Here is a 19767-nt window from a genome sequence, read left to right as displayed (position 1 = left end):
AACGTACGGCACCTGCACGGAAGATAGTTGCTTGACCAGGGACAACCAAACTGGGACACAGGGTCGCAACCGCTCCGTTACCGACATCACTCGCGTCCGTGACCTGAATCGCGATTCAGGCACATCGGACGCCTTTGGAAAGATTTGCCCAACTTTGGTGGTCGATCACCCCTTGCCCTAGGGGCCGCTCGTGACGGAGATTCCGACCGACGGTGGAAATCTTCGTATCGGAGCCCCGCATGCACCCGAGGAGAGCCCTCTCCGTACCGCTGGCCGCCTTACTCGTGGCCACCCTGACCGGCACCGTACCCGCCGCGGCCGACACTCCGGCCGTCACGATCGAGAACGGCGCCACCCAGCCCGTCTTCTCCAGGGCGGACGCCATCCTGCAGACCGTGTTCGTCGAGGTCGAGGGGACCGACAGCGACCACGACGGCGCCAACGACCGCGTCGCCGTGGACATCCTGCGCCCCAAGGAGACCGACCAGGGCCTCAAGGTCCCCGTGATCATGGAGGCCAGCCCCTACTACGCCCCCGGCAACGACGTCCCCAACCACCCCGTGGACGTGGACGAGAACGGCGTCCCGCTGCCCGCCCTGACCGCCCTGTCGGCCAAGCTCGACGCCGGCCCCTTCGACGGCTACTACGACAACTACTTCCTGCCCCGCGGCTACGCCATCGCCCTCGTCGAGAACGTCGGCAGCGCCCGCGCCACCGGCTGCCCCACCTCCGGCGGCCGCAACGAGACCGCCGGCCCGAAAGCCGCCATCGACTGGCTCAACGGCCGCGCCAAGGGCTTCGACACCGCCGGCAACCCCGTCGAGGCCACCTGGTCCACCGGCAAGGTCGGCATGATCGGCGTCTCCTACAACGGCACCCTGCCCAACGCCGTCGCCGCCACCGGCGTCGAGGGCCTGGAGACGATCGTCCCGATCGCCTCGATCTCCAGCTGGTACGACTACTACCGCGCCAACGGCGGCGTCGTCGCGCCCGGCGGCTTCCAGGGTGAGGACCTCGACGTGCTCGCCAAATACGTCCTGACCAGGCAGAACGGCCAGGAGGCGTGCGGCGCGGTGATCGACGGGATCACCGCCGCGCAAGACCGGATCACCGGCGACTACAGCCGCTTCTGGGACGAGCGCAACTACCTCAACGACGTGCGCAAGGTGAAGGCCAGCGTCTTCCTCGTGCACGGACTCAACGACTGGAACGTCAAGACCAAGCAGTTCGCCCAATGGTGGTACGCGCTGTCCAAGCGGCACGTCCCGCGCAAGATCTGGCTGCACCAGGGCACCCACATGAGCCCGTTCAACCTGCGCACCGCCGAATGGCTGCGCCAGCTGCACGGCTGGTTCGACCAGTGGCTGTACGGGATCGACTCCGGCATCATGCGCGAACCGCAGGCGGACGTCGAGATCGGGCCCGGCCAGTGGGCCCAGCACGCCTCGTGGCCACTTCCGGGCGCCACCACCGTCCCCCTCTACCCGGGCGCCGGCTCCTCGCTCGGCCTCGTGCCGCGGCCCCGGTCCGCGCCCGAGACGTTCGTGGACCAGAAAGCCCGCACGGCCGAGCAGCTCGTCGAGGCGACCGGGGCCGACCCGAACCGGCTCGCGTACACGACCGGGCCGCTGCCCGCCGACGTGCGCATCTCCGGGACGCCGACGGTGTCCGTGCGGGCCTCGTTCAAGGACGGGTCCTCGCCGTACCTGACGGCGCTGCTGGTGGACTACGGCACGGACGTGCGCGCCAACGGGACGCTCGTCTCGACCGGACAGAGCTACTGCTACGGGCAGGGGGTGCCCGGTGACACCGGGTGCACCACGCTCCGGACGCTCGGCACCGCCACCACCCCGTACAAGATCGTCACGCGGGGGTGGCTCGACGTGCGCAACCGCCACCGCCTCGACCGGTCCGAGCCGGTGCGGGCGGGCAAGGACTACAGCCTCACCTGGGACTTCCAGCCCACCGACTACCTGTTCAAGAAGGGGCACCGGCTGGGGCTGGTGATCATCTCGACCGACTACGACTACACCCTGCGGTACCCGCCGGGCACGAAGATCACCGTCTCACCGGGCAAGTCGTCGCTGCGGCTCCCGGTGGTGCTCGGCCGGCTCCCGTAACTGACGGCCCTCGCCGCAGGCTCACGGCCTTCGTCGTAGCCAGCGGCCCTCGCCATAGCTCACGGCGCTCGCCTCAACCGGCGTCTTCGCCGTAGCTCACGGCGCTCGCCATAACTGGCGACCCTCGCCGTAGCTCACGGCGCTCGCCTTAACGGGCGACCCTCGCCGTAGCCCTTCTCACATCACACTCTCATCACAACCTGAGGCCCCCGCCGCAGTGCGGCGGGGGCCGGAAGGAGGGGGATCAGGCCAGCGCGGAGGTGATCGAGTCGAGCGGGCCGACCTCCCACAGCGCCGTCAGCGCCGTGGCGGCCATCACCCGCACGCCCATCGCGATCGCCTTCTCGTCGACGTCGAACGTGCCCTGGTGGATGTCGTACGTGAGCCCGTCGGGCGAGCGCGTGCCCAGCCGGGCGAAGGCACCCGGGATCGACTCCAGGTACCAGGCGAAGTCCTCCCCGCCGAGCGACTGCTGGGTGGGGACGACGGCCCCGGCGCCGAGGGCCCGCTCGGCCGCCTCGGCCAGCATCTCGACGCTGACCTCGTCGTTGACCACCGGCGGCACCCCGCGCGTGTAGTCCATCGTGGCCTCGATGCCGTAGGCGCTGGCCACCGACTCCAGGAGCGACTTGATCAGGTCGGGGGCGGCGTGCCAGGCGTTCTCGTCGAGGCAGCGCACGGTGCCGGCGGCGATGCCGTCGTCGGGGATGGCGTTGGCGGCGGAGCCGGCCTCGACGCGGCCCCAGACGAGGCTGAGCGACGAGCGCGGGTCGACCCGGCGCGACAGGGCGGCGGGCAGCTCGGTGAGGATCTTGGCCAGCGCGAAGACGAGGTCGGCGGTCAGGTGGGGGCGGGCGGTGTGGCCGCCGGGCCCCGAGACGCGGATGACGATCTTGTCGCAGGCGGAGGTGATCGGGCCGGTGCGCAGGCCGAGCTGGCCGACGTCCACGCGTGGGTCGCAGTGGAGGCCGAAGATGCGGTCGACGCCGCTGATGCCACCCTGGGCCATGACCTCCAGCGCGCCGCCGGGAAGCTCCTCGGCGGGCTGGAAGATCAGGCGCACCCGGCCGGGCAGGAGCCCCGCGGCGGCCTGCTGGGCCAGGAAGATCGAGGTGCCGAGCAGGATCGCGGTGTGCACGTCGTGCCCGCAGGCGTGGCAGGCACCGGCCACGGTCGAGCGGTACGGCACGTCCTTCTCGTCCTGCAGCGGCAGCGCGTCGATGTCGGCCCGCAACGCCACGGTCGGCCCGTCGCCGCTGCCCACGTCGCAGATGATGCCCGTGCCCCTGGGGAGCACCGACGGCGTCAGCCCGGCGGCGGTGAGCCGCTCGGCGATGCGCTGCGTCGTGCGGTATTCGGCGAAGGCCAGCTCGGGGTGCATGTGCAGGTCGCGGCGGAATTCCACCAGCTCCTGCTCGGTCTCCGCCAGGAACGCGTCGAGTTCCCCCCGAAGCTCACGTCCCCGCATATGTCACCGTCCCGTCCCGTGCCGCGCGCCCGTACCTGCTGGCCATCGCGGCTCCTGCGCTCTAAGAAAACTCTCCATCCCGCGGTGGCCACCAGGTTGAGCGGCCGCTCGGCGAATCAAAAGCCACACCCACTGGTTTCGGTGCGCGAGATCGTCAGCACGGGCTTCGCAGTCATCTGTCGCGAGTGCCGCTGCAGCCCGGGAGCACAGCGGTCGGCCGTGAGCCCGATGGCGATGCTTCGACTTTATCGCTCCCGTGCCGCTTCGCGGCGGCAGATATCCCAAAAGTTGCCTGACGGCAGGCCCGTAACCGCAGGTGGGTCACGTTCCGTACGCATACGGCTGATCCGGAAATAGTCACAAGGGATCAGTAGATCGTGACCCGATGCTGTCAGTTCAAACGTGGTCAGCGATTCCGAATCCTGTCACCTTCTGTCATGGTCATCACACTCCAACGCTGGCTGCATTTGAGAAGAATGCGTGTTTCACTCGCTATATGATCACTAATATCCCGTTCGGGGAGAAGAGTGCTGGGTTGAGCATCTTCGAGCCGAGTGAGGGGACCCTGGTGGTCGTACCCTCGCTCTCCCTCCCGCAGGATGAGCTCCGCCGCATCACGGCGGCCAGGTCGTACGAGGAACGCCTGCTGTTCCTCCTGCTCACGCTCCGGGAGCCCGGGGTCAAGGTGGTCTATCTCTCCTCCGCGCCCGTCGATCCCGACATCATCGAGTACTACTTCGCCTTCCTGCCCGACCCGGATGACGCCGCCAAGCGTCTGACGCTGATCAGCCTCGACGACCCCTGGTCCCAGCCGTTGACCAGGACCCTGCTCGACCGGCCCGACGCCGTCGAGCGCGTGCGCGCGGCGATCGACGGGGACGCTTGGCTGGTCCCGTTCGTGCTCAGCGAGCTCGAGGAGGAGCTCGCCTCGCTACTCAACGTTCCCCTCTACGGGCCCGCGACGTCCCTTTCCTATTACGGCTCCAAGAGCGGGGCGCGGGAAGTGGGACATGAGGCGGGCGTCCCGATGGCGCGCGGCTTCGGCGACGTACGTTCGGAGCTCCAGATCGAGGAGGCCCTGGAGGCACTGCCCGGCGAGCGGGTGATCGTCAAGCTGAACGACGCCTACTCCGGGCTCGGCAACGCCATCGTCACGAAGGCCGACAGGTCGCTGACCAACTTCTCCGCCGCCGGCGAGACCTGGGAGAACTACCTGCGCAAGATCCGGGACCGGGGGGCCGTGGTTGAGGAGTTCATCGAACATAGGCCGCTCTACTACCCCAGCGCGCTGGCTCAAATCACGCCCGGCGGGCAGGCCCGGGTGCTCGCCACCCACGACCAGGTGCTCGGCGGCCCCAACGGGCACGTCTACCAGGGCTGCACGTTCCCCGCCGCCCCCGAGTACCGCGCCGAGGTCGGCCAGTCGGCCGCGCGCATCGCCGACATCCTGGCCGAGCGCGGCGTGATCGGGCTGTTCGGCATGGACTTCTTCGCCCTCAAGGCCGACGCCGGGTACGCGGCGCTGCTGTGCGAGATCAACCTCCGGATCGGCGGCACCACCCACCCGTTCGGCGCCGCCCTCCTGACGACCGGCGCCACGTACGACCCGGCCACCGGCCACCTCATGTCCGGCGACCAGCCGAAGTTCTACACGGCGACCGACAACTGCGCCTCCGGCTGCCTGCGCGGGCGCACGCCCGGTGAGGTGATGCGGACCGCCGACCGGCTCGGCATCGGCTTCGACGCCGAACGCCGCACCGGCAACGTCTTCCACCTGCTCGGCGCCATCCCGGAGCACGGCAAGCTGGGCTTCACCTCGATCGGCAACTCCCGGGAGGAGGCCGACGAACTCCACGCCCTCACCCGCCGCCTCCTGTGCGGCCCCTGAGCACGCGGCCCTGAAGCCCGCCCCTGACGCGCACGCCCCTGATCCCCACGACCCTGAGGCCCGCGCCCCTGATCCCCACGACCCTGAGGCCCGCGCCCCTGAGAGCTACGTAAGCCGGCTGCCTTGCCTTAGACCTGGGAGCCGCGCAGTCCGTCACGATCCTTGGCCTGGGAGCCGCGCAGCCCACGCCAGCCGATCACCGCCAGCACCACGCCGAGAACGACGTTCACCGCGATCAACACCCCGTGCACCACGTAGAAGCTGGTGGGATGCCCATCGGCCAAGTTAAACCCCAGATTCACCCACTCGAAGATCATGAACGCGCCGAGGACGATGAGGAAACCGGCGATCTTTCGTGACACATGTACCTCTCTAGCATCGAAGGTGGATCTTCGGGGGATGTGTCGCCACATGCGCATTAACACGGAGCTACGCTGAGACCGCCATGTGGACGAAACTCGTGCCGGTCACGGCACTCATCGCCGCGGTCACGCTCACCGGCGCGACCGCCCACGCCGACCCGGCGGCCCACACCGAGCCGACGGCGCCGATCGGCGGTGAGGCGCTGGGCAGCCGCGGCCTGGTCGCCCCCACGGGCGTCAAGAAGCCGCCCAAGAGCAAGGCTACTTCGTACGTGGTCGCGGACGCCGACACGGGTGAGGTGCTCGCCGCCAAGGACGCCCACGGGCGCTACCTGCCGGCCAGCACGCTCAAGACACTGACCGCCGTCACCCTGATCCCCAAGCTGGACAAGAACCGCCGGATCAGGCCCAGCCACAACGCCTGCAACCAGGAGGGCAGCGCGGTCGGCCTGTCCCCGAAGACCACCTACAAGGTGGACGACCTGTTCAAGGCGCTGATGATGTCGTCCGGCAACGACGCCGCCATGGCGCTCGCCGAGACCAACGGCAGCCTCGCCCAGACCATGAACGACATGAACGCCGAGGCCAGGCGGCTGCAGGCGTACGACACCGTGGCCAAGACGCCCAGCGGCCTGGACAAGCCGGGGCAGAGCAGCTCGGCGTACGACCTGGCGCTGATCGCCCGCGCCGGCCTCGCCAACGCCGACTTCCGCCGCTACATCAGCACCAAGATCGCCAAGTTCCCGGCGCCCAAGGGCTACTACGAGATCAGCAACCACAACAAGCTGCTCTGGCGCTACAACGGGATGATCGGTGTCAAGAACGGCTGGACGTCCAAGGCCCAGGCCAGCTTCGTCGGCGCGGCCACGCGGGGCGGGCACACGATCGTGGTGAGCATCATGCGCCACGAAGGCGGCTTCTGGGACGAGGTCACCCAGCTCCTCGACTGGGGCTTCTCCGTACGCGGCAAGGTCACCCCGGTCGGCCGGCTCGTGGACCCCCTTCCCGCCTCAGCCCTCGCGGCCCCCGGCCAGCAGCAGCCATCCGCCGCACCGGCCACATCGGGCGCACCGGCCGCACCGAACGCGGCGGCGTCGCCGGGCATTTCGGTCACTCCGGCCGCCCAGCCACCGCTGCTGGACACGGCCGCCTCAAAGCAGACCGACTCGACCAAGACGGTCGGTTCACTGGTGATCGGCGGCGGCCTCCTGTTCGGACTCATCTGGGTCGGCTACGGCATCCGCCGCAAACGCAGCCGCTCCGGCTCCTGACACCTCGCCTCCCGGCCAGCCCCCCTGACGGCTCGCCCACCCGCCCGGCCCGCACCGGCATCGGGCGGGCCTACCCGGCGAGCTAGGGACGATCCGCGCCCGGGCCAGTCCCTGACGGCTCGCCCGCCTTGCCCGGCCCGCTCCGGCATCCGGCGGGCTCTCGGCAATCCGCGCCCCGGCCAGGCTCCGACGGCTCACCCACCCGCCCGGCGATCCGGCATCGGGTCAGGGCTGCCTGCGGTCGGCTCCTGACGACCTGCGCCCCCTCCGGCATCGGAGCGGGCCGCCCTGGGGTCCCTCTGAGCATCGGGCGGGGCTGCCCCTGGGCTCCTCAGGCATGGGCGCGCCGCCCGCCCAGGCCGGGCTCCTGGCGATTTGCCCCCTTCAAGCCTCTGACGGTTCGTCTGCCCTGCGTGCTCGTTCCGGCATCGGGGCCGGGCCGTCGCCGGGTGGGCTGGCGACCTCCGTGGAGGGGATCGGTGAAGGGGCGGGGGGTGGGCAGAGGCCGGAGGTGGCGGTCCAGGCGGCGACGAAGAGGATGAGCCGGGCCGAGAAGTTCATCCAGACCAGCAGGCCGGCGATGGCGGTGAACGCGCCGTACACGACGTTGCCCATCGTGCTCGCCAGCAGCAGCGTCGCGATCTGCTTGAGCACCCCGAAGGAGATGGCGCCGAGCAGCGCGCCCTTGGCGATGACGCGGAACGGCTGGGTGGGGCGGGCGACCCAGCCGAGCAGGATCACGAACAGCAGCCAGTCGGCCCCCACGCTGGCCACGACCCCGGCGATCCGCAGCGTCATCCGGCCGAGCGTGGTGTCGCCGCCGAACACGAGCTTCATGACGTGGTCGGTGGCGGTGGTGGCGAACCCGGCGATGAGGACGGAGGAGATGGCGGTGACGCCCAGCAGGAGGAGGGAGGCGAGGTCGCGGAGCTTGCCGAGGAAGAAGTCGAGTGGCGGCGTGGTGGTCATGGACATCTCGCGCAGCGCCCCGCGCAGCGCGTCGAGCGCGCCGAGCCCGGCGTAGAGCAGGCCGAGCAGGCCGATGATGCCGGCGGTCATCTTGGCCTCGGCGATGTGCTCGAGGTTGAAGTCGAGCTTGTCCATGATGCCGGGCAGCCGCTCGGCGATGGCCTGCTGCATCGCCTTCCTGGTGGTCTCGCTGGTGGCGACGACGAAGCCGAGCACGGAGTAGCCCAGCACCAGCAGCGGGAAGAAGGACAGGAACGCGAAGTAGGTGACCGCACCGGCCAGCCGGTCGCCGGACTGGAGCTGGTAGCGCTGCGCCGCCCGGATGAGGTGGTCGAGCGAGAGCCTGCGTACCCGCCAGTAGTCGAGCTTGCGGCGACCCCAGGCCTTCACCGACTCGACGCGTTCGGTCAGACTCGCCATCACACCCCTCTTCTTCCCACAGCGGCGCTCACATCGCGACCACCGCCTCGGCGCTCTCCGCCAGGACCGCGAGGACAGTCTCCAGGTCGTGATGGAGCAACTGCCCACCACTCTTGACGACACGCCCCGCGACCATGACCGTGTCCACGCAGGAGGTGTCGGCGTTGAGCACGATCGCGCCGATGGGGTCGTGCGCGCAGGCCATGCCGAGCCGGTCGGTACGCAGGAGCTGCAGGTCGGCCTGCTTGCCGGGCCGCAGGGAGCCGACGACGTCGCCGAGGCCGACCACCTGGGCGCCTTCGATGGTGGCCATGCGCAGCGCGTCGCGGGTGGTGAAGCCGAGCCCCGCGCCGCCGGGGCGGCCGCGTTCGAGCAGGTGGGCGGTGCGCATGAGGCTGAACATGTCGCCCGGCGAGCACACGACGGTGTCGGCGCTGAGCCCGGTGGGCAGGCCGGCCGCTCTGAGGGCGCCGGTGGTGGGGTAGCCGAGGCCGAGGTTCATCTCGTCGACCGGGGAGACCGACGCGGTGGCGCCGGCGGCGGCCAGGCGCCGCAGCTCCTCGTCGGTGTAGTGGAGGGCGTGCACGAACGTGGTGGGCGTGGCCAGCAGCCCGTGCCCCTCCAGGAACGCCAGCCCCTTGGCGGCGCTCTCCCTGCCGTGGCCACCCAGGTGGGCGGTGACGGGCAGGCCCAGCTCGGCGGCCACGCGCCACTCCTCCAGCGCGTGCTCCTCGCTCATGATCTCGGGCCCGAGGGCGGCGACCGCCATCGTGAGCAGGCCGGGCTCGGTGAAGTGCGTCTCGTGCACGCGGCGGGTCTCCTTGGTCAGCCCGCCGGGCGGGCCGCCGTAGCAGTAGCCGAAGACGGCTCTGATGCCGGACTCGCGCAGGGCCCGCACGGCGGCGTCGGTGTGCTCGGGGGTGAACTGAGCGTGCGACCAGTCGAGCAGCGTGGTGACGCCGCCGTCGAGGCATTCGAGCGCGCCGGCCAGGTTGCCCGCGTGCAGGTCGCGCGGGCGGTGGCGGGGGGCGAGCTCGGTGAGGACGCGGCGCAGGTATGACCCGAAGTCGATGTCGGGCGCGACCGCCCTGATGCCGGCCTGCCAGGTGTGCCGGTGCGTGTCGACGAAGCCGGGCAGGACGAGCCGCCCGGTCGCGTCGATCACCTCGGCGCCGGGCTCGGCGGGCAGGCCGGGGGCGACCGCGGTGATCGTCTCGCCGTCGACACGGACGTCCATCCGGCCCAGCACCACGGGCTCGGGCTCGGTGTCGATGACGATCCCGTTCTTGATCAGGATGGTGGATGCCATGGCGAAAAGCTTAGGAGATAGCTTTTAGAAAAGCAATGTGGCGGTGGGTATCCTCGATCGCGTGAAACCGGACGAGGTCGACGCACTGGTGCCCCGCTGGCAGGAGGCGGGCCTGTCGTCGTCGCTCATCGCCACGCTGGAGCTGGGCAAGCGCATCTCGCGCCTGCACCTGCTGTTCGAGCAGGCGATCAAGGCCGAGCTGGCGGAGCTGGGGCTGACGTACGCCGAGTTCGACGTGCTGGCGGCGCTGGCCCGGGCGCCGTCGGGCCGGATGCGGCCCAGCGAGCTGGCCAAGTCGCTCTTCCTCACCTCGGGCGGCATCAGCAACGTGCTGCAGCGGCTCGGCTCGGCCGGCTACGTGGATCGCGAGGCCGACGAGGGCGACGCGCGCAGCCGCTGGGTGCAGCTCACCGCCGAGGGCCGGTGCATGGCGGACGCGGCGCTGGAGAGCACCGCCGTCGCCTACCAGGACGTGAGCGCCGGCACCCCTGAGGAGAGCATCCGGCAGGCGGCCGACGCCCTGCGGGAGGTCCTGTCCCACATGGGACGCCGCCGCTACCGCTGAGACATCCCCTCGAGACTCACCAGCCCTGCTTGCCCGCCCAGGCCGCGACGGCGGCGGCGATGGCGTCGGGGCTGTCCTCCGGCGCGTGGTGGCCCGCCGGGCCGCAGTGCTCGATGTCGAGGGCGGCGATGTGCCCGGCGCACCAGGCGGCCATCGGCTCCGTGATCAGCAGCGTCGGCGAGGAGTCGAAGGTGAGCAGCAGCTTGGGCACCTCGCCGCTGCCCGCCAGCCACGCGCCGTAGGCCTCGATGCGCTCGACCACGTCGGCGGGCTCGCCGTCGATGGGCTGCGAGCGCGCCCATTCCAGCAGCGGTCGCCGGCTCTCCCTGGTCGGGTAGGGCTCCAGGTACGGCCGCCGCTCCTCCTCGCTCAGCGGGTGCAGCACGCCCCCGGTGAACGCGGTCTCCAGCAGGAGGTTGCGGTCGAGGACCAGCGACTTGCCCTCGGCGCTCCTGATCAGCTCGGCCCTGGCCCGCGGCGCCTCGCCCAGGTCGGCGCCGCTCAGGGGCCGGACGAAGGTCTCCAGGAACGCCACGCCGCGCGTACGCCCTGGATGGCGGGCCGCCCAGTCGAAGGCGAGCGCGCCGCCCCAGTCGTGGCCGACCAGCACCACCTCGTCGAGGCCCAGCGCGTCGAACCAGGCGTCGAGGTAACGGGCGTGGTCGGCGAACCGGTAGGCCAGGTCGGGCTTGCCCGAGCGGCCCATGCCGATCAGGTCGGGGGCGAGCAGCCGGCGGCCGGGCGCGGCGACGCCCGGCAGCACGTGGCGCCAGATGCGGGACGAGGCAGGGTTGCCGTGCAGGAAGACGAAGGGCACGCCCTCCCCGGACTCCTCGTAGTGGATGGCGGAATCGAGCACATCGATCGTCGGCATGATGGATCCCTCATTCGTTCGTACGACTAACGTTGGCGACACCAACGAAACTACATCGTTAGTCTCACTAACGCAACCGCTAGGATCGCGCCGTGACTCACGAGGACGCTCCCGAGCCGCTCCGCGCCCTGCCCAGCCGGATGTTGTCCCTGCTCGCGATGTACGCCGACCGGCTCGTCAGCGAAGGGCTGGCCGCCGAGGACGCCCGCAAGTGGCACTACGCGGCCCTCGTCGCCCTGCGCGAGCACGGCCCCATGAGCCAGGCCGAGCTGAGCAGGCGCACCGGCGTCTACCGCAGCGACATGGTCGCCGTCGTCAACGAGCTCGAAGAGCGCGGCCACGTCGAGCGCGCCCCCGACCCCGCCGACCGCCGCCGCAACGTCATCACCATGACCACCACCGGCCGCCGGCACCTGGAACGGCTCGACGAGCTGATCTCCGGCTTCCAGGACGACCTGCTCGCGCCCCTGACCGGACCGGAACGCGAGCAATTCTCCGCTCTGCTGGCCCGGCTGCTGGCCCACCATTCACCACGGAATACGGCCTGAGCAGGGCGGAAACCATGGCAGCGGGACATCGGGAGCCCTAGCCTGTGTGCAGTCGGGACCGAACCAGGAGAGGCCGAGCCCATGGCCGAAATCAGCACCGGGCAGATGGTCCGGCTCCAGCGCGAGCGCAGGGGCATGAGCACCACCGCACTGGCCACCCAGTCAGGCTGCACCGCCAGGCACATCGAGCTCATCGAGCACGGCAAGCGCACCCCCTCGCTCCCCCTGCTGCGGGAGATCGCCAAGGTGCTCGGCGTACGCACCGCCGTCCTGCTGGGTGAGACCCCGCGCGACTCCCACGAGCCGAGCCGGCCACAGATCAGCGACATCGAGCGGGCCCTGTTCACCAGCCGGTCGCTGGGGCCCGACATCGAGCCGCCCGACGCCGAGCAGCTCGCCGAGCGGGTGGCGGCGGCCCGCAACGCCTGGTTCACCTCGACGCGCCGCTACTCGATCCTCATGGCGGCGCTGCCGTCCCTGGTCACCGACGCCGAACGGCTCGCGCTCGATCACACCCAGCGCTCGTGCAACGTGGCCACCGACGCGTACCTGCTGGCCAGAGGGGTGCTCAAGCACCTGCGCCGGGTGGACCTCGCGCACCTGGCCGCCGACCGGGCCATGCGCTTCGCCGAGGAGTCGGCCGACCCGCTGATGATCGCGTGGGCGTACTGGAACCTGGGGCAGTCGATGTTGTCGGACGACATGCACCAGATCGCGTACGACGTGGCGCGGCGCGGCATCGAGCTGCTCGAACCGCACGTCGGCGACGGCGACGAGCGCCACATCAAGGCGCTCGGCGCGCTGCACCTGCTCGCCGCGATCGGCGAGGCCCGCATGGGCGCCGACGACGACGCGCGGGAACGGGTCCGCGGCCCCGCCGCCCGGCTGGCCGAACGCGTCGACGACTCCTCCGGCGCCTATGACCTGGCCTTCTTCGGCCCCACGAACGTCGCCATCCACATGGCCAGCATCGAGAACGACACCGGCCGCCCCGAGGCGGTGCTGCACCTGGCCGACGACATCGACCTGCGCCGCACGCCGTCCATCGAGCGTCGCACCACGCACCTCGGCCACGTCGCCCGCGCCTGCGAGGACCTGGGAGACGACGCCGCCAGCCTGCTCCACCTGCTGCGCATCGAGCGGGAGTGCCCGGAGGAGCTGGACCACAAGCTGCTGCTGCGCGAGATGGTGCGGTCGCTGGCGCGGCGGGCCAGGCCGTCGTGGGCGCCGGAGGTGCGTTACCTCGCCGAGCGTCACGACATCCCCATCTGAGTCCACGCGATCGCCCCGAACTCTGAGTTCGGTCAAGACGAACAGGAAGATCTTTCGCCTGAGTTCGTCACGCACCGGCGTGCCGGTGCGACTCTGCGTCCATGACCAGAGCGCCGAGTGCCGATTTCGTCATGGAGCGACTGCTCCAGGAGGCTACGCGAGAGTTCCCCGGGTGGTCGTTCGAGCGAGATCACTCCGGGTGGACCGCCGTCCACGACGAGACCCGCCTCACCAGGCACAGACTGGCCGCCCTGCGTGCCCTCCTGCGCGTGCACCGGGCGGCGCGGAGAGGATGACGGCGACGCCGTCCGAGGCTGAGGGGTCGCTGGCGGGGCGGCAGCTCGACGCCTTACGCACCACGTACCCGGCGTGGGACATCCACTTCCGCGTCGACGCGCCCGGCGCGGCCCGATGGACGGCCGTGCTGCTGCGGCCGGTGAGCGCGCGGCTGTCGGCTCAGGGGGTGCGGCAACGCATCGGCTGCTCCGACGCCATCACCCTCGCCTCCGCCCTCGCCCACCAGTCCGCGCTCCTGCACAACAACCGGGCGAACGGCTGACCCGCCCGGCCCCTCGAACGCCGACGAGGGCCGGGCCCCCTCCGTGCGACACCCGGCCGGCCCCCTCCGTGCGACACCCGGCCGGCCCCCTCCATGCGACACCCGGCCGGGCCCCTCCGTGGACTTCCCCGGCCGGGCCCCTCCCCCCGTACGACATCCCCCGCCGGGCTCACCTCCCGTGTGACACCTCGGCGGCGAGAGCCGCGACGACCTCCGCGACCCGGTCCGGGGCCTTGGCGTGGGCCGAGTGCCCCTGGCCGGTCAGCAGCACGCGCCGCGCGCCGGGCAGGACCCGCTCCAGCGCGTCCAGCCGCTCCCCCAGGTGCGCGGGGCTGCGGTCGCCGCCGAGCAGGACCACCGGCACGGAGATCCCCGCGTACGCGTCCAGCCGCACCCCCAGCGCGTCCATGGCCACACCGTCCTCGACCTGCCGCGGGGCCAGCGCCCGTAGGCGGGGCGTGCCGGCCACGAACCACCCCACCAGCAGCGCGGCCCAGCCGGGCAGCCCCACCGTGTCGCGTACGAAGACGCGCATGGCCCGGCCGGGCCGGTCGGCGGCGATGGCCGCGCGGGCCCGGCGGTGGATCTCACCGTCAGGCCCTCCCAGGGGCGGCCCGATGACGACGGGCGGCTCGTACAGGACGGCGCCGGAGAAGGCCGCCGGCGCCGCGACCATGGCCTCCAGCGCGATCACGGCGCCCGAGGAGTGCCCAGCGAGCACGACCGGCCCGCCGCCGAGCGCCCGCACCACCGCGAGCACGTGCTCGACCTCCTGCGCGGCCGTACAGGGGGTGTCCTGGTCGAGGTCGAGCCGGTAGCGGCGGCGGTGCAGGCGGACGACGCGGTGGCGCGCGGTCAGCCGCGCGGCCACCTTCGCCCAGGAGGCGCCGTCGTCCAGGCCGGGGTGCAGGACGAGGATGACGGGCCCCGCGCCGCCGTCGTCGATCGCGCGGGCTTCCGTCCCGTCGGCGGTCTTCGCTGTAATGATCATCGCCCCGCTCCTTAGCGTCGCTAAGTCGAATTTAGCGCCGCTAAGGAGACCCGGCAATGGGTTTGCGCGGTCAGCGGCGTTCATGGTGCATTGGGAAGGTGATCGTCGAGGCCTTACGGGGGCGCCGGCGCCCGCCCGCCTGGGCGGGCGACGCCGAGGCCGCCGCGCTGGTGCTGGCGGCGGAGCTGGGCGTGACGAATTACGGTCTCACCACCAAGACCGTGCTGCTCGCCGTGGCCGGCGCGAGCCTCATGCCGCTGCGCCGCCGCCACCCGGTGCCGATCGCCGTGCTGGCCGGGGCGCTCTACCTGGCCGGCGCCCGGCCGCCCGAGTACGACGCCCCCGTCAGCGCCATGGTGATCGCCCTGTACGCCGTGGGCCGGCACGCCTCCGGCCGCACGGCGGTCGCGGTGGGCGCACTGGCCGTGCTGGTCGGCGCGGTGTCCTCCCGGATGAGCTGGGAGGGCGTGTCGCCGGCCGCGTTCCTGACGGTCGGACTGACCCCCGCCGCCCCGGTGGCGGCCGGGCACATCGTCCGGCTGCGTGCCGAGCTGCTGCACCGCCGCCAGCAGCAGGCGGCCGAGCTCGCCGTACGCGAGGAGCGCCGCCGCATCGCCCGCGAGCTGCACGACGTGATCGCCCACCACGTGAGCGTGATCTCCCTCTACATGGGCGTGGCCAGGCGGACGATCCCGCTCGACCCCGAGCGGGCCCGGCAGACCCTGCTCACCGGCGAGGACACCGCCCGCCAGGCCATGGCGGAGATGCGCCACCTGCTCGACGTGCTGCGCACCGACGGCGAGCCCGTGGACGACCAGGCGGACGTCGGCGTGGCCCGGCTGCCCGCGCTGGTCGAGGAGTCGGGCAACGCCACGCTGGAGGTCGCGGGGCAGGCCGTGGAGCTGCCCACGACCGTGGACCACGCGATCTACCGCATCGTCCAGGAGGCGCTGACCAACACCCGCAAGCACGCCGCCGGCGCCCGGTCGCGGGTGCGGCTGGCGTACCTGCCTAACCTGGTCGAGGTGGAGGTCGGCGACGACGGGCAGGCCAGGCCCGGCCACGTCGGGGTGGGGCTGGGGCTGGCCGGGATGGCCGAGCGGGTGTCGCTGTGCGGGGGCGAGCTGCGCGCCGGGCCGTCGCCGCAAGGAGGGTTCGTGGTGCACGCCCGCATCCCGCTGCCGGAGCAGCCATGATCAACGTGCTGATCGTGGACGACCACGCCATCGTCCGCACCGGGCTGCGGCTGCTGCTGGAGACCACCGCGGAGCTCGCCACGGTGGGCGAGGCGGGCGACGGCGAAGAGGCGCTGCGGCAGTGCCACGCGCTGCGCCCCGACGTGGTGCTGATGGACCTGTACCTGCCGGGGATGGACGGCGTGGCCGCGACCGGGCGGATCACCGCGGAGCTGCCGGAGGTCAAGGTGCTCGCGCTGAGCACGTGATCGCCGCCTACGAGGCCGGCCTGGTGACCCCAGGCCGGCAGTGACCCCGGACCGGCAGGCCGGCAGTGACCCCGGACCGACAGGCCGGCAGTGACCCCCGCTTACAGCTTGGGCAGGAAGCCCACCTTGTCGCGCACCTGCGCCATCGTCTCCCTGGCGACGGCGGTGGCCCGCTCGGCGCCGATGGCCAGCATGCGGTCGAGCTCCTTCTCGTCGGCCAGCAGCTTCTCCGTGCGCTCCCTGATCGGCGTGAACGCCTCGGTCACGGTCTCGGCGACGTCCTTCTTGAACGTGCCGTAGCCCTGCCCCGCGTAGCGGGCGACCAGCTCGGGGATGGGCGTGCCGGTCAGCGCCGACTGGATGCGCAGCAGGTTGGAGATGCCCGGTTTGTTCTCCTCGTCGAAGAGGACCTCGGAGCCCGTGTCGGTCACCGCGCGCATGACCTTCTTGCGCAGCGGCCCCGGCTGCTCCAGCAGGTCGAGGATGCCCGCGGGGCTGGAGGCCGACTTGGACATCTTCGCCGTCGGGTCTTGGAGATCGGTGATCTTCTCGACCTCCTTGGGCGTGAACGGCTGCGGCAGCGTGAACGTGTCGCCGAAGCGGTGGTTGAAGCGCTGCCCGAGGTCGCGGGTGAGCTCGAGGTGCTGCTTCTGGTCGGCGCCCACCGGCACCAGGTCGGCCTGGTAGAGCAGGATGTCGGCCGCCTGGAGGATCGGGTAGGTGAACAGGCCCACGCTGGCCGCACTCTCCCCGAACTTCGCCGACTTGTCCTTGAACTGGGTCATCCGCCCCGCCTCGCCCATGCCGGTGAGGCAGATCAGCACCCAGGCCAGCTCGGTGTGCTCGCGCACGTGCGACTGCACGAAGACGGTGGAGCGCTCGGGGTCGAGCCCCGCGGCGAAGAGCTGGGCCGCGGCCACGCGGCTGCGCCGGCGCAACGCGTCGGGCTCGGTGGGCACGGTGATCGCGTGGAGATCGACCACGCAGTAGAACGCGTCGTGGGTCTCCTGCATGGTGACCCACTGGCGGACCGCACCCAGGTAATTGCCCAGGTGGAAGGAGTCCGCGGTGGGCTGGATGCCGGAGAGTACACGAGGTCTGGCCATAGCAGGCAATTGTGTCAGGAATCCTGCTCCGTCGGCGACTCGGCGGCCGGTCGGCGTTTCACCCGCACCCGGGCGATGCGGCGGCCGTCCAGCTCGGTGACCGCCAGCTCGAACCCGGAGAACTCCACCCGCTCCCCCACGGCGGGCACGTGGCCCAGCATCGCCATGACGAAGCCGGCCAGCGTCTCGTACGGGCCGTCGGGCAGGCGGATGCCGGTCTCGGTGGCGAAGTCGTTGAGGTTCGTCAGGCCGTCGATCTCGATCTCGCCGGCGGGCAGGATGACGACGTCCTCCTCGACGTCGTACTCGTCCCTGATGTCGCCGATCAGCTCCTCCACCAGGTCCTCCATGGTGACGATGCCGGCCGTGCCGCCGTACTCGTCGACGACGATGGCCAGGTGCTGGCCCTCGTCGCGCATCTCGTTCAGGGTGGTGAGCAGGCGCTTGGAGGCGGGCACGAACTTGGCGGCCCTGATCGGCACGACCGCGCTGATCGGCTCGGTGCGCCCGATCAGCTCGGGGTCGAGGAGGTCGCGCACGTGGACGAACCCGATGACCTCGTCGTAGCTGTCGCGGAAGACGGGGAAGCGCGAGTGCGGGAGTGTGGCGGCGAGCCTGGCGGCCTGGTCGAGCGGCGTGTCGGCCTCCATGAACTCGACCTCGGTGCGCGGCAGCATCACCTCCCTGAGCTGCCGCTTCCCGGCGGCGAAGACCTCGGCGATGAGCTTGCGCTCGTCGGCGGTCAGGTCGGTGTGGCCCACCACCATGTCGCGCAGCTCCTCGGTGGTGACCTCCTCCCTGTCGGCCTGCGGGTTGCCGCCGAGCAGCCGCACCACGCCGTCGGTGGACTTCGACAACATCCAGATGATCGGGCGCGACAGGGCGGCGATGCGGTCGAGGAACGGCGCCACGTACAAGGACAGGCCCTCGGCCCGCTGCAACGCCAGCCGCTTGGGGGCCAGCTCGCCGAGCACCAGCGACACGTACGAGATGGCCAGCGTCACCAGCACCAGGGCCAGCACGGGCGCCACGGCCCCCGGCACGCCCCAGCGCTCCAGCACGGGCACGAGCTGCGCCGCGAGCCGGTCGGCGCCGAACGCGGCCGACAACATCGTGGCCACGGTCACGCCGATCTGCACGGCGGACAGGAACCTGTTGGGGTCGCGGGCCAGCTTGGCGACGCGCTCGCCGCGGCGACCCCGCTGCGAGAGTTTGCGGACCTGGCTGTCGCGCAGGGAGACCATGGCGATTTCTGCGGCGGCGAAGAAGCCCCCGATCAGGATGAACAGCAGGACCAGGGCGATGTTGGCCGCGACGGTGTCAAACATGGTGGTTGGCAGCGTACTCGTCGGCCTTCCCGCGTATGCTGAACGGCGACCCTTACAAAATCAAACATATCTGAACAGGAGTACACATGAGACTGCTCGTCACCGGAGGCGCCGGATACGTCGGCAGCGTGGTCGCGGCGCAGCTCATCGAGGCGGGCCACGAGGTGACCGTGCTCGACGACCTGTCGACCGGGCACGAGGACGCCGTGCCGGAGGGCGCGCGGTTCGTCCGTGCCGACATCACCGAGGCCGGCCAGGCGCTCGACGGCGTCGACGCGGTGCTGCACTTCGCGGCCAAGTCGCTGGTGGGCGAGTCGGTGCAGAACCCGGGGCTCTACTGGGCCAACAACCTCGGGGGCACGCTCGGGCTGCTCGACGCCATGCGGGAGCACGGCGTGGGGCGCATCGTGTTCTCCTCGACGGCGGCCACGTACGGGGAGCCGGAGCGCTCGCCCATCGAGGAGGACGACCCGACGCGCCCGACCAACCCGTACGGCGCCTCGAAGCTGGCCGTGGATACGGCGCTGAGCGCGTACGCGCGCCAGCGCGGCCTGGGCGCGGTGAGCCTGCGTTACTTCAACGTGGCCGGCGCCTACGGGCGGTTCCGGGAGCGGCACGACATCGAGACGCATCTCATCCCGAACGTGCTGAAGGTGGCGACCGGCGAGCGCGAGTCGGTCAGCGTGTTCGGCACCGACTACCCCACGGCCGACGGCACCTGCGTGCGCGACTACATCCACGTCGCCGACCTGGCCAGGGCCCACCTGCTGGCCCTTGAGGCGATCACGCCCGGCGAGCACCGCATCTACAACCTGGGCAGCGGCGCCGGCTTCTCCGTCCAGGAGGTGATCTCGGTCTGCCGCGAGGTCACCGGGCACGAGATCCCCGCCGTCGTCGGCGAGCGGCGGCCGGGTGACCCGGCGGTGCTGGTCGCGTCGTCCGCGCGGATCCAGCGCGAGCTGGGCTGGAAGCCCGAGCGGGCGGCGCTGCGCGACATCGTCTCCGACGCCTGGGGAGCGCTTTCTCAAAAATGACCATACAGAGCGGGAATGTGTGCTGTGATACCGAAATGTGAGGAGCTTTTCACCAAGGGTCACGAAGCTGATCTTCGGTGCCCTCATCGTGGTGTGCAGCGCCCTGGCCGCCGCGGGTGTGATCTTCGCCACCCCGCAGCCCGCTCCGGCCACCGGGCCGACCTCCTGCCCGGAAGTGCCCCCGTAGGCCCGTACGGAAAGGCCGCACGTCCGTACGGAAAGGCCGCACGTCCGTACGG

General features: G+C 71.1%; 18 protein-coding genes. 10 read left to right on the top strand and 8 right to left on the bottom strand.

All coding sequences use genetic code 11. The annotated features are described in order from the left end of the window. The first annotated feature begins 239 nt into the window (after nucleotides 1-239). A complete protein-coding gene (locus HCN51_RS28930) occupies nucleotides 240-2120 on the top strand; it encodes a Xaa-Pro dipeptidyl-peptidase (RefSeq protein WP_168013488.1) in 1881 nt (626 codons plus the stop codon). 244 nt (nucleotides 2121-2364) lie between these two features. Here the strand turns inward: HCN51_RS28930 and HCN51_RS28925 are convergent, their stop codons facing one another. Next, the gene (locus tag HCN51_RS28925; RefSeq protein ID WP_168013486.1) at nucleotides 2365-3588 is read right to left on the bottom strand and encodes a M20 family metallopeptidase; all 1224 of its coding nucleotides are present in this window, start codon (nucleotides 3586-3588) and stop codon (nucleotides 2365-2367) included. Between the two features lie 535 nt (nucleotides 3589-4123). On the opposite strand from HCN51_RS28925, the gene HCN51_RS28920 reads away from it, so the two are divergent. Further along, the gene (locus HCN51_RS28920; RefSeq protein WP_168013483.1) at nucleotides 4124-5476 is read left to right on the top strand and encodes a peptide ligase PGM1-related protein; all 1353 of its coding nucleotides are present in this window, start codon (nucleotides 4124-4126) and stop codon (nucleotides 5474-5476) included. Between the two features lie 128 nt (nucleotides 5477-5604). On the opposite strand, the gene HCN51_RS28915 is transcribed toward HCN51_RS28920, so the two are convergent. After that, nucleotides 5605-5838, bottom strand: coding sequence for an SCO4848 family membrane protein (locus HCN51_RS28915; RefSeq protein ID WP_346433835.1), 234 nt, complete (start codon nucleotides 5836-5838; stop codon nucleotides 5605-5607). Nucleotides 5839-5921: 83 nt separating this feature from the next. Here HCN51_RS28915 and HCN51_RS28910 point away from each other — a divergent pair, with 83 nt between their 5' ends. Next, on the top strand, nucleotides 5922-7109 hold the full coding sequence (locus HCN51_RS28910) for a D-alanyl-D-alanine carboxypeptidase family protein (protein ID WP_168013481.1): 1188 nt from the start codon (nucleotides 5922-5924) through the stop codon (nucleotides 7107-7109). Between the two features lie 384 nt (nucleotides 7110-7493). Here HCN51_RS28910 and HCN51_RS28905 read toward each other — a convergent pair whose 3' ends face one another. After that, nucleotides 7494-8498: a YihY/virulence factor BrkB family protein gene (locus HCN51_RS28905; RefSeq protein ID WP_168013479.1), complete on the bottom strand. Its 1005-nt coding sequence runs from the start codon at nucleotides 8496-8498 to the stop codon at nucleotides 7494-7496. A 28-nt stretch (nucleotides 8499-8526) separates the two neighbouring features. After that, nucleotides 8527-9807: an amidohydrolase family protein gene (locus HCN51_RS28900; RefSeq protein ID WP_168013477.1), complete on the bottom strand. Its 1281-nt coding sequence runs from the start codon at nucleotides 9805-9807 to the stop codon at nucleotides 8527-8529. A 61-nt stretch (nucleotides 9808-9868) separates the two neighbouring features. On the opposite strand from HCN51_RS28900, the gene HCN51_RS59845 reads away from it, so the two are divergent. Next, complete coding sequence (locus HCN51_RS59845) at nucleotides 9869-10372, top strand: MarR family transcriptional regulator (protein WP_168013467.1); 504 nt, start codon at nucleotides 9869-9871, stop codon at nucleotides 10370-10372. Between the two features lie 16 nt (nucleotides 10373-10388). Here HCN51_RS59845 and HCN51_RS28890 read toward each other — a convergent pair whose 3' ends face one another. Further along, complete coding sequence (locus HCN51_RS28890; protein ID WP_168013465.1) at nucleotides 10389-11246, bottom strand: haloalkane dehalogenase; 858 nt, start codon at nucleotides 11244-11246, stop codon at nucleotides 10389-10391. 92 nt (nucleotides 11247-11338) lie between these two features. Here HCN51_RS28890 and HCN51_RS28885 point away from each other — a divergent pair, with 92 nt between their 5' ends. From HCN51_RS28885 to HCN51_RS28875, 3 genes are all read left to right on the top strand, one after another. Beyond that, entirely contained in the window at nucleotides 11339-11794 is a 456-nt protein-coding gene (locus HCN51_RS28885; protein WP_346433834.1) for a MarR family winged helix-turn-helix transcriptional regulator, read from the top strand. A gap of 81 nt (nucleotides 11795-11875) precedes the next feature. Then, on the top strand, nucleotides 11876-13066 hold the full coding sequence (locus HCN51_RS28880) for a helix-turn-helix domain-containing protein (protein WP_080043047.1): 1191 nt from the start codon (nucleotides 11876-11878) through the stop codon (nucleotides 13064-13066). A gap of 292 nt (nucleotides 13067-13358) precedes the next feature. Continuing rightward, entirely contained in the window at nucleotides 13359-13625 is a 267-nt protein-coding gene (locus tag HCN51_RS28875) for a hypothetical protein (RefSeq protein WP_168013463.1), read from the top strand. A gap of 169 nt (nucleotides 13626-13794) precedes the next feature. Here the strand turns inward: HCN51_RS28875 and HCN51_RS28870 are convergent, their stop codons facing one another. Then, a complete protein-coding gene (locus tag HCN51_RS28870; protein ID WP_206068001.1) occupies nucleotides 13795-14616 on the bottom strand; it encodes an alpha/beta fold hydrolase in 822 nt (273 codons plus the stop codon). A 98-nt stretch (nucleotides 14617-14714) separates the two neighbouring features. Between HCN51_RS28870 and HCN51_RS28865 the strand changes: the two genes are divergently transcribed. Together HCN51_RS28865 and HCN51_RS28860 are read left to right on the top strand one after the other, a co-directional pair. Further along, the gene (locus tag HCN51_RS28865; protein WP_168013459.1) at nucleotides 14715-15812 is read left to right on the top strand and encodes a histidine kinase; all 1098 of its coding nucleotides are present in this window, start codon (nucleotides 14715-14717) and stop codon (nucleotides 15810-15812) included. After that, nucleotides 15809-16060 carry a response regulator gene (locus HCN51_RS28860; protein ID WP_168013457.1) on the top strand — a complete coding sequence of 84 codons (252 nt, stop codon included), beginning with the start codon at nucleotides 15809-15811 and terminating at the stop codon, nucleotides 16058-16060. Before HCN51_RS28865 ends, HCN51_RS28860 begins: the two co-directional genes overlap by 4 nt. A gap of 101 nt (nucleotides 16061-16161) precedes the next feature. Here the strand turns inward: HCN51_RS28860 and trpS are convergent, their stop codons facing one another. Next, nucleotides 16162-17166, bottom strand: coding sequence for a tryptophan--tRNA ligase (trpS, locus tag HCN51_RS28855; protein ID WP_206068000.1), 1005 nt, complete (start codon nucleotides 17164-17166; stop codon nucleotides 16162-16164). A gap of 14 nt (nucleotides 17167-17180) precedes the next feature. After that, nucleotides 17181-18494, bottom strand: a complete 1314-nt coding sequence (locus HCN51_RS28850) for a hemolysin family protein (protein ID WP_080043052.1) — start codon at nucleotides 18492-18494, stop codon at nucleotides 17181-17183. Nucleotides 18495-18580: 86 nt separating this feature from the next. Between HCN51_RS28850 and galE the strand changes: the two genes are divergently transcribed. After that, on the top strand, nucleotides 18581-19528 hold the full coding sequence (galE, locus tag HCN51_RS28845; RefSeq protein WP_168013455.1) for a UDP-glucose 4-epimerase GalE: 948 nt from the start codon (nucleotides 18581-18583) through the stop codon (nucleotides 19526-19528). The last annotated feature ends 239 nt before the right edge of the window (nucleotides 19529-19767 follow it).

Source organism: Nonomuraea composti, from assembly GCF_012034275.1.
GTDB lineage: Bacteria > Actinomycetota > Actinomycetes > Streptosporangiales > Streptosporangiaceae > Nonomuraea > Nonomuraea composti.
Note: the sequence above shows the minus strand (reverse complement) of the source record. Positions and strands in the feature narration are given on the sequence as shown.

Bases quoted from the DNA above. Each gene is read 5' to 3' on its own strand.
- HCN51_RS28930 (WP_168013488.1), top strand. From the start codon at position 240: ATGCACCCGAGGAGAGCCCTCTCCGTACCGCTGGCCGCCTTACTCGTG.
- HCN51_RS28925 (WP_168013486.1), bottom strand. From the start codon at position 3,588: ATGCGGGGACGTGAGCTTCGGGGGGAACTCGACGCGTTCCTGGCGGAG.
- HCN51_RS28910 (WP_168013481.1), top strand. From the start codon at position 5,922: ATGTGGACGAAACTCGTGCCGGTCACGGCACTCATCGCCGCGGTCACG.
- HCN51_RS28905 (WP_168013479.1), bottom strand. From the start codon at position 8,498: ATGGCGAGTCTGACCGAACGCGTCGAGTCGGTGAAGGCCTGGGGTCGC.
- HCN51_RS28900 (WP_168013477.1), bottom strand. From the start codon at position 9,807: ATGGCATCCACCATCCTGATCAAGAACGGGATCGTCATCGACACCGAG.
- HCN51_RS28890 (WP_168013465.1), bottom strand. From the start codon at position 11,246: ATGCCGACGATCGATGTGCTCGATTCCGCCATCCACTACGAGGAGTCC.
- HCN51_RS28880 (WP_080043047.1), top strand. From the start codon at position 11,876: ATGGCCGAAATCAGCACCGGGCAGATGGTCCGGCTCCAGCGCGAGCGC.
- HCN51_RS28875 (WP_168013463.1), top strand. From the start codon at position 13,359: ATGACGGCGACGCCGTCCGAGGCTGAGGGGTCGCTGGCGGGGCGGCAG.
- HCN51_RS28870 (WP_206068001.1), bottom strand. From the start codon at position 14,616: ATGATCATTACAGCGAAGACCGCCGACGGGACGGAAGCCCGCGCGATC.
- HCN51_RS28860 (WP_168013457.1), top strand. From the start codon at position 15,809: ATGATCAACGTGCTGATCGTGGACGACCACGCCATCGTCCGCACCGGG.
- trpS (WP_206068000.1), bottom strand. From the start codon at position 17,166: ATGGCCAGACCTCGTGTACTCTCCGGCATCCAGCCCACCGCGGACTCC.
- HCN51_RS28850 (WP_080043052.1), bottom strand. From the start codon at position 18,494: ATGTTTGACACCGTCGCGGCCAACATCGCCCTGGTCCTGCTGTTCATC.
- galE (WP_168013455.1), top strand. From the start codon at position 18,581: ATGAGACTGCTCGTCACCGGAGGCGCCGGATACGTCGGCAGCGTGGTC.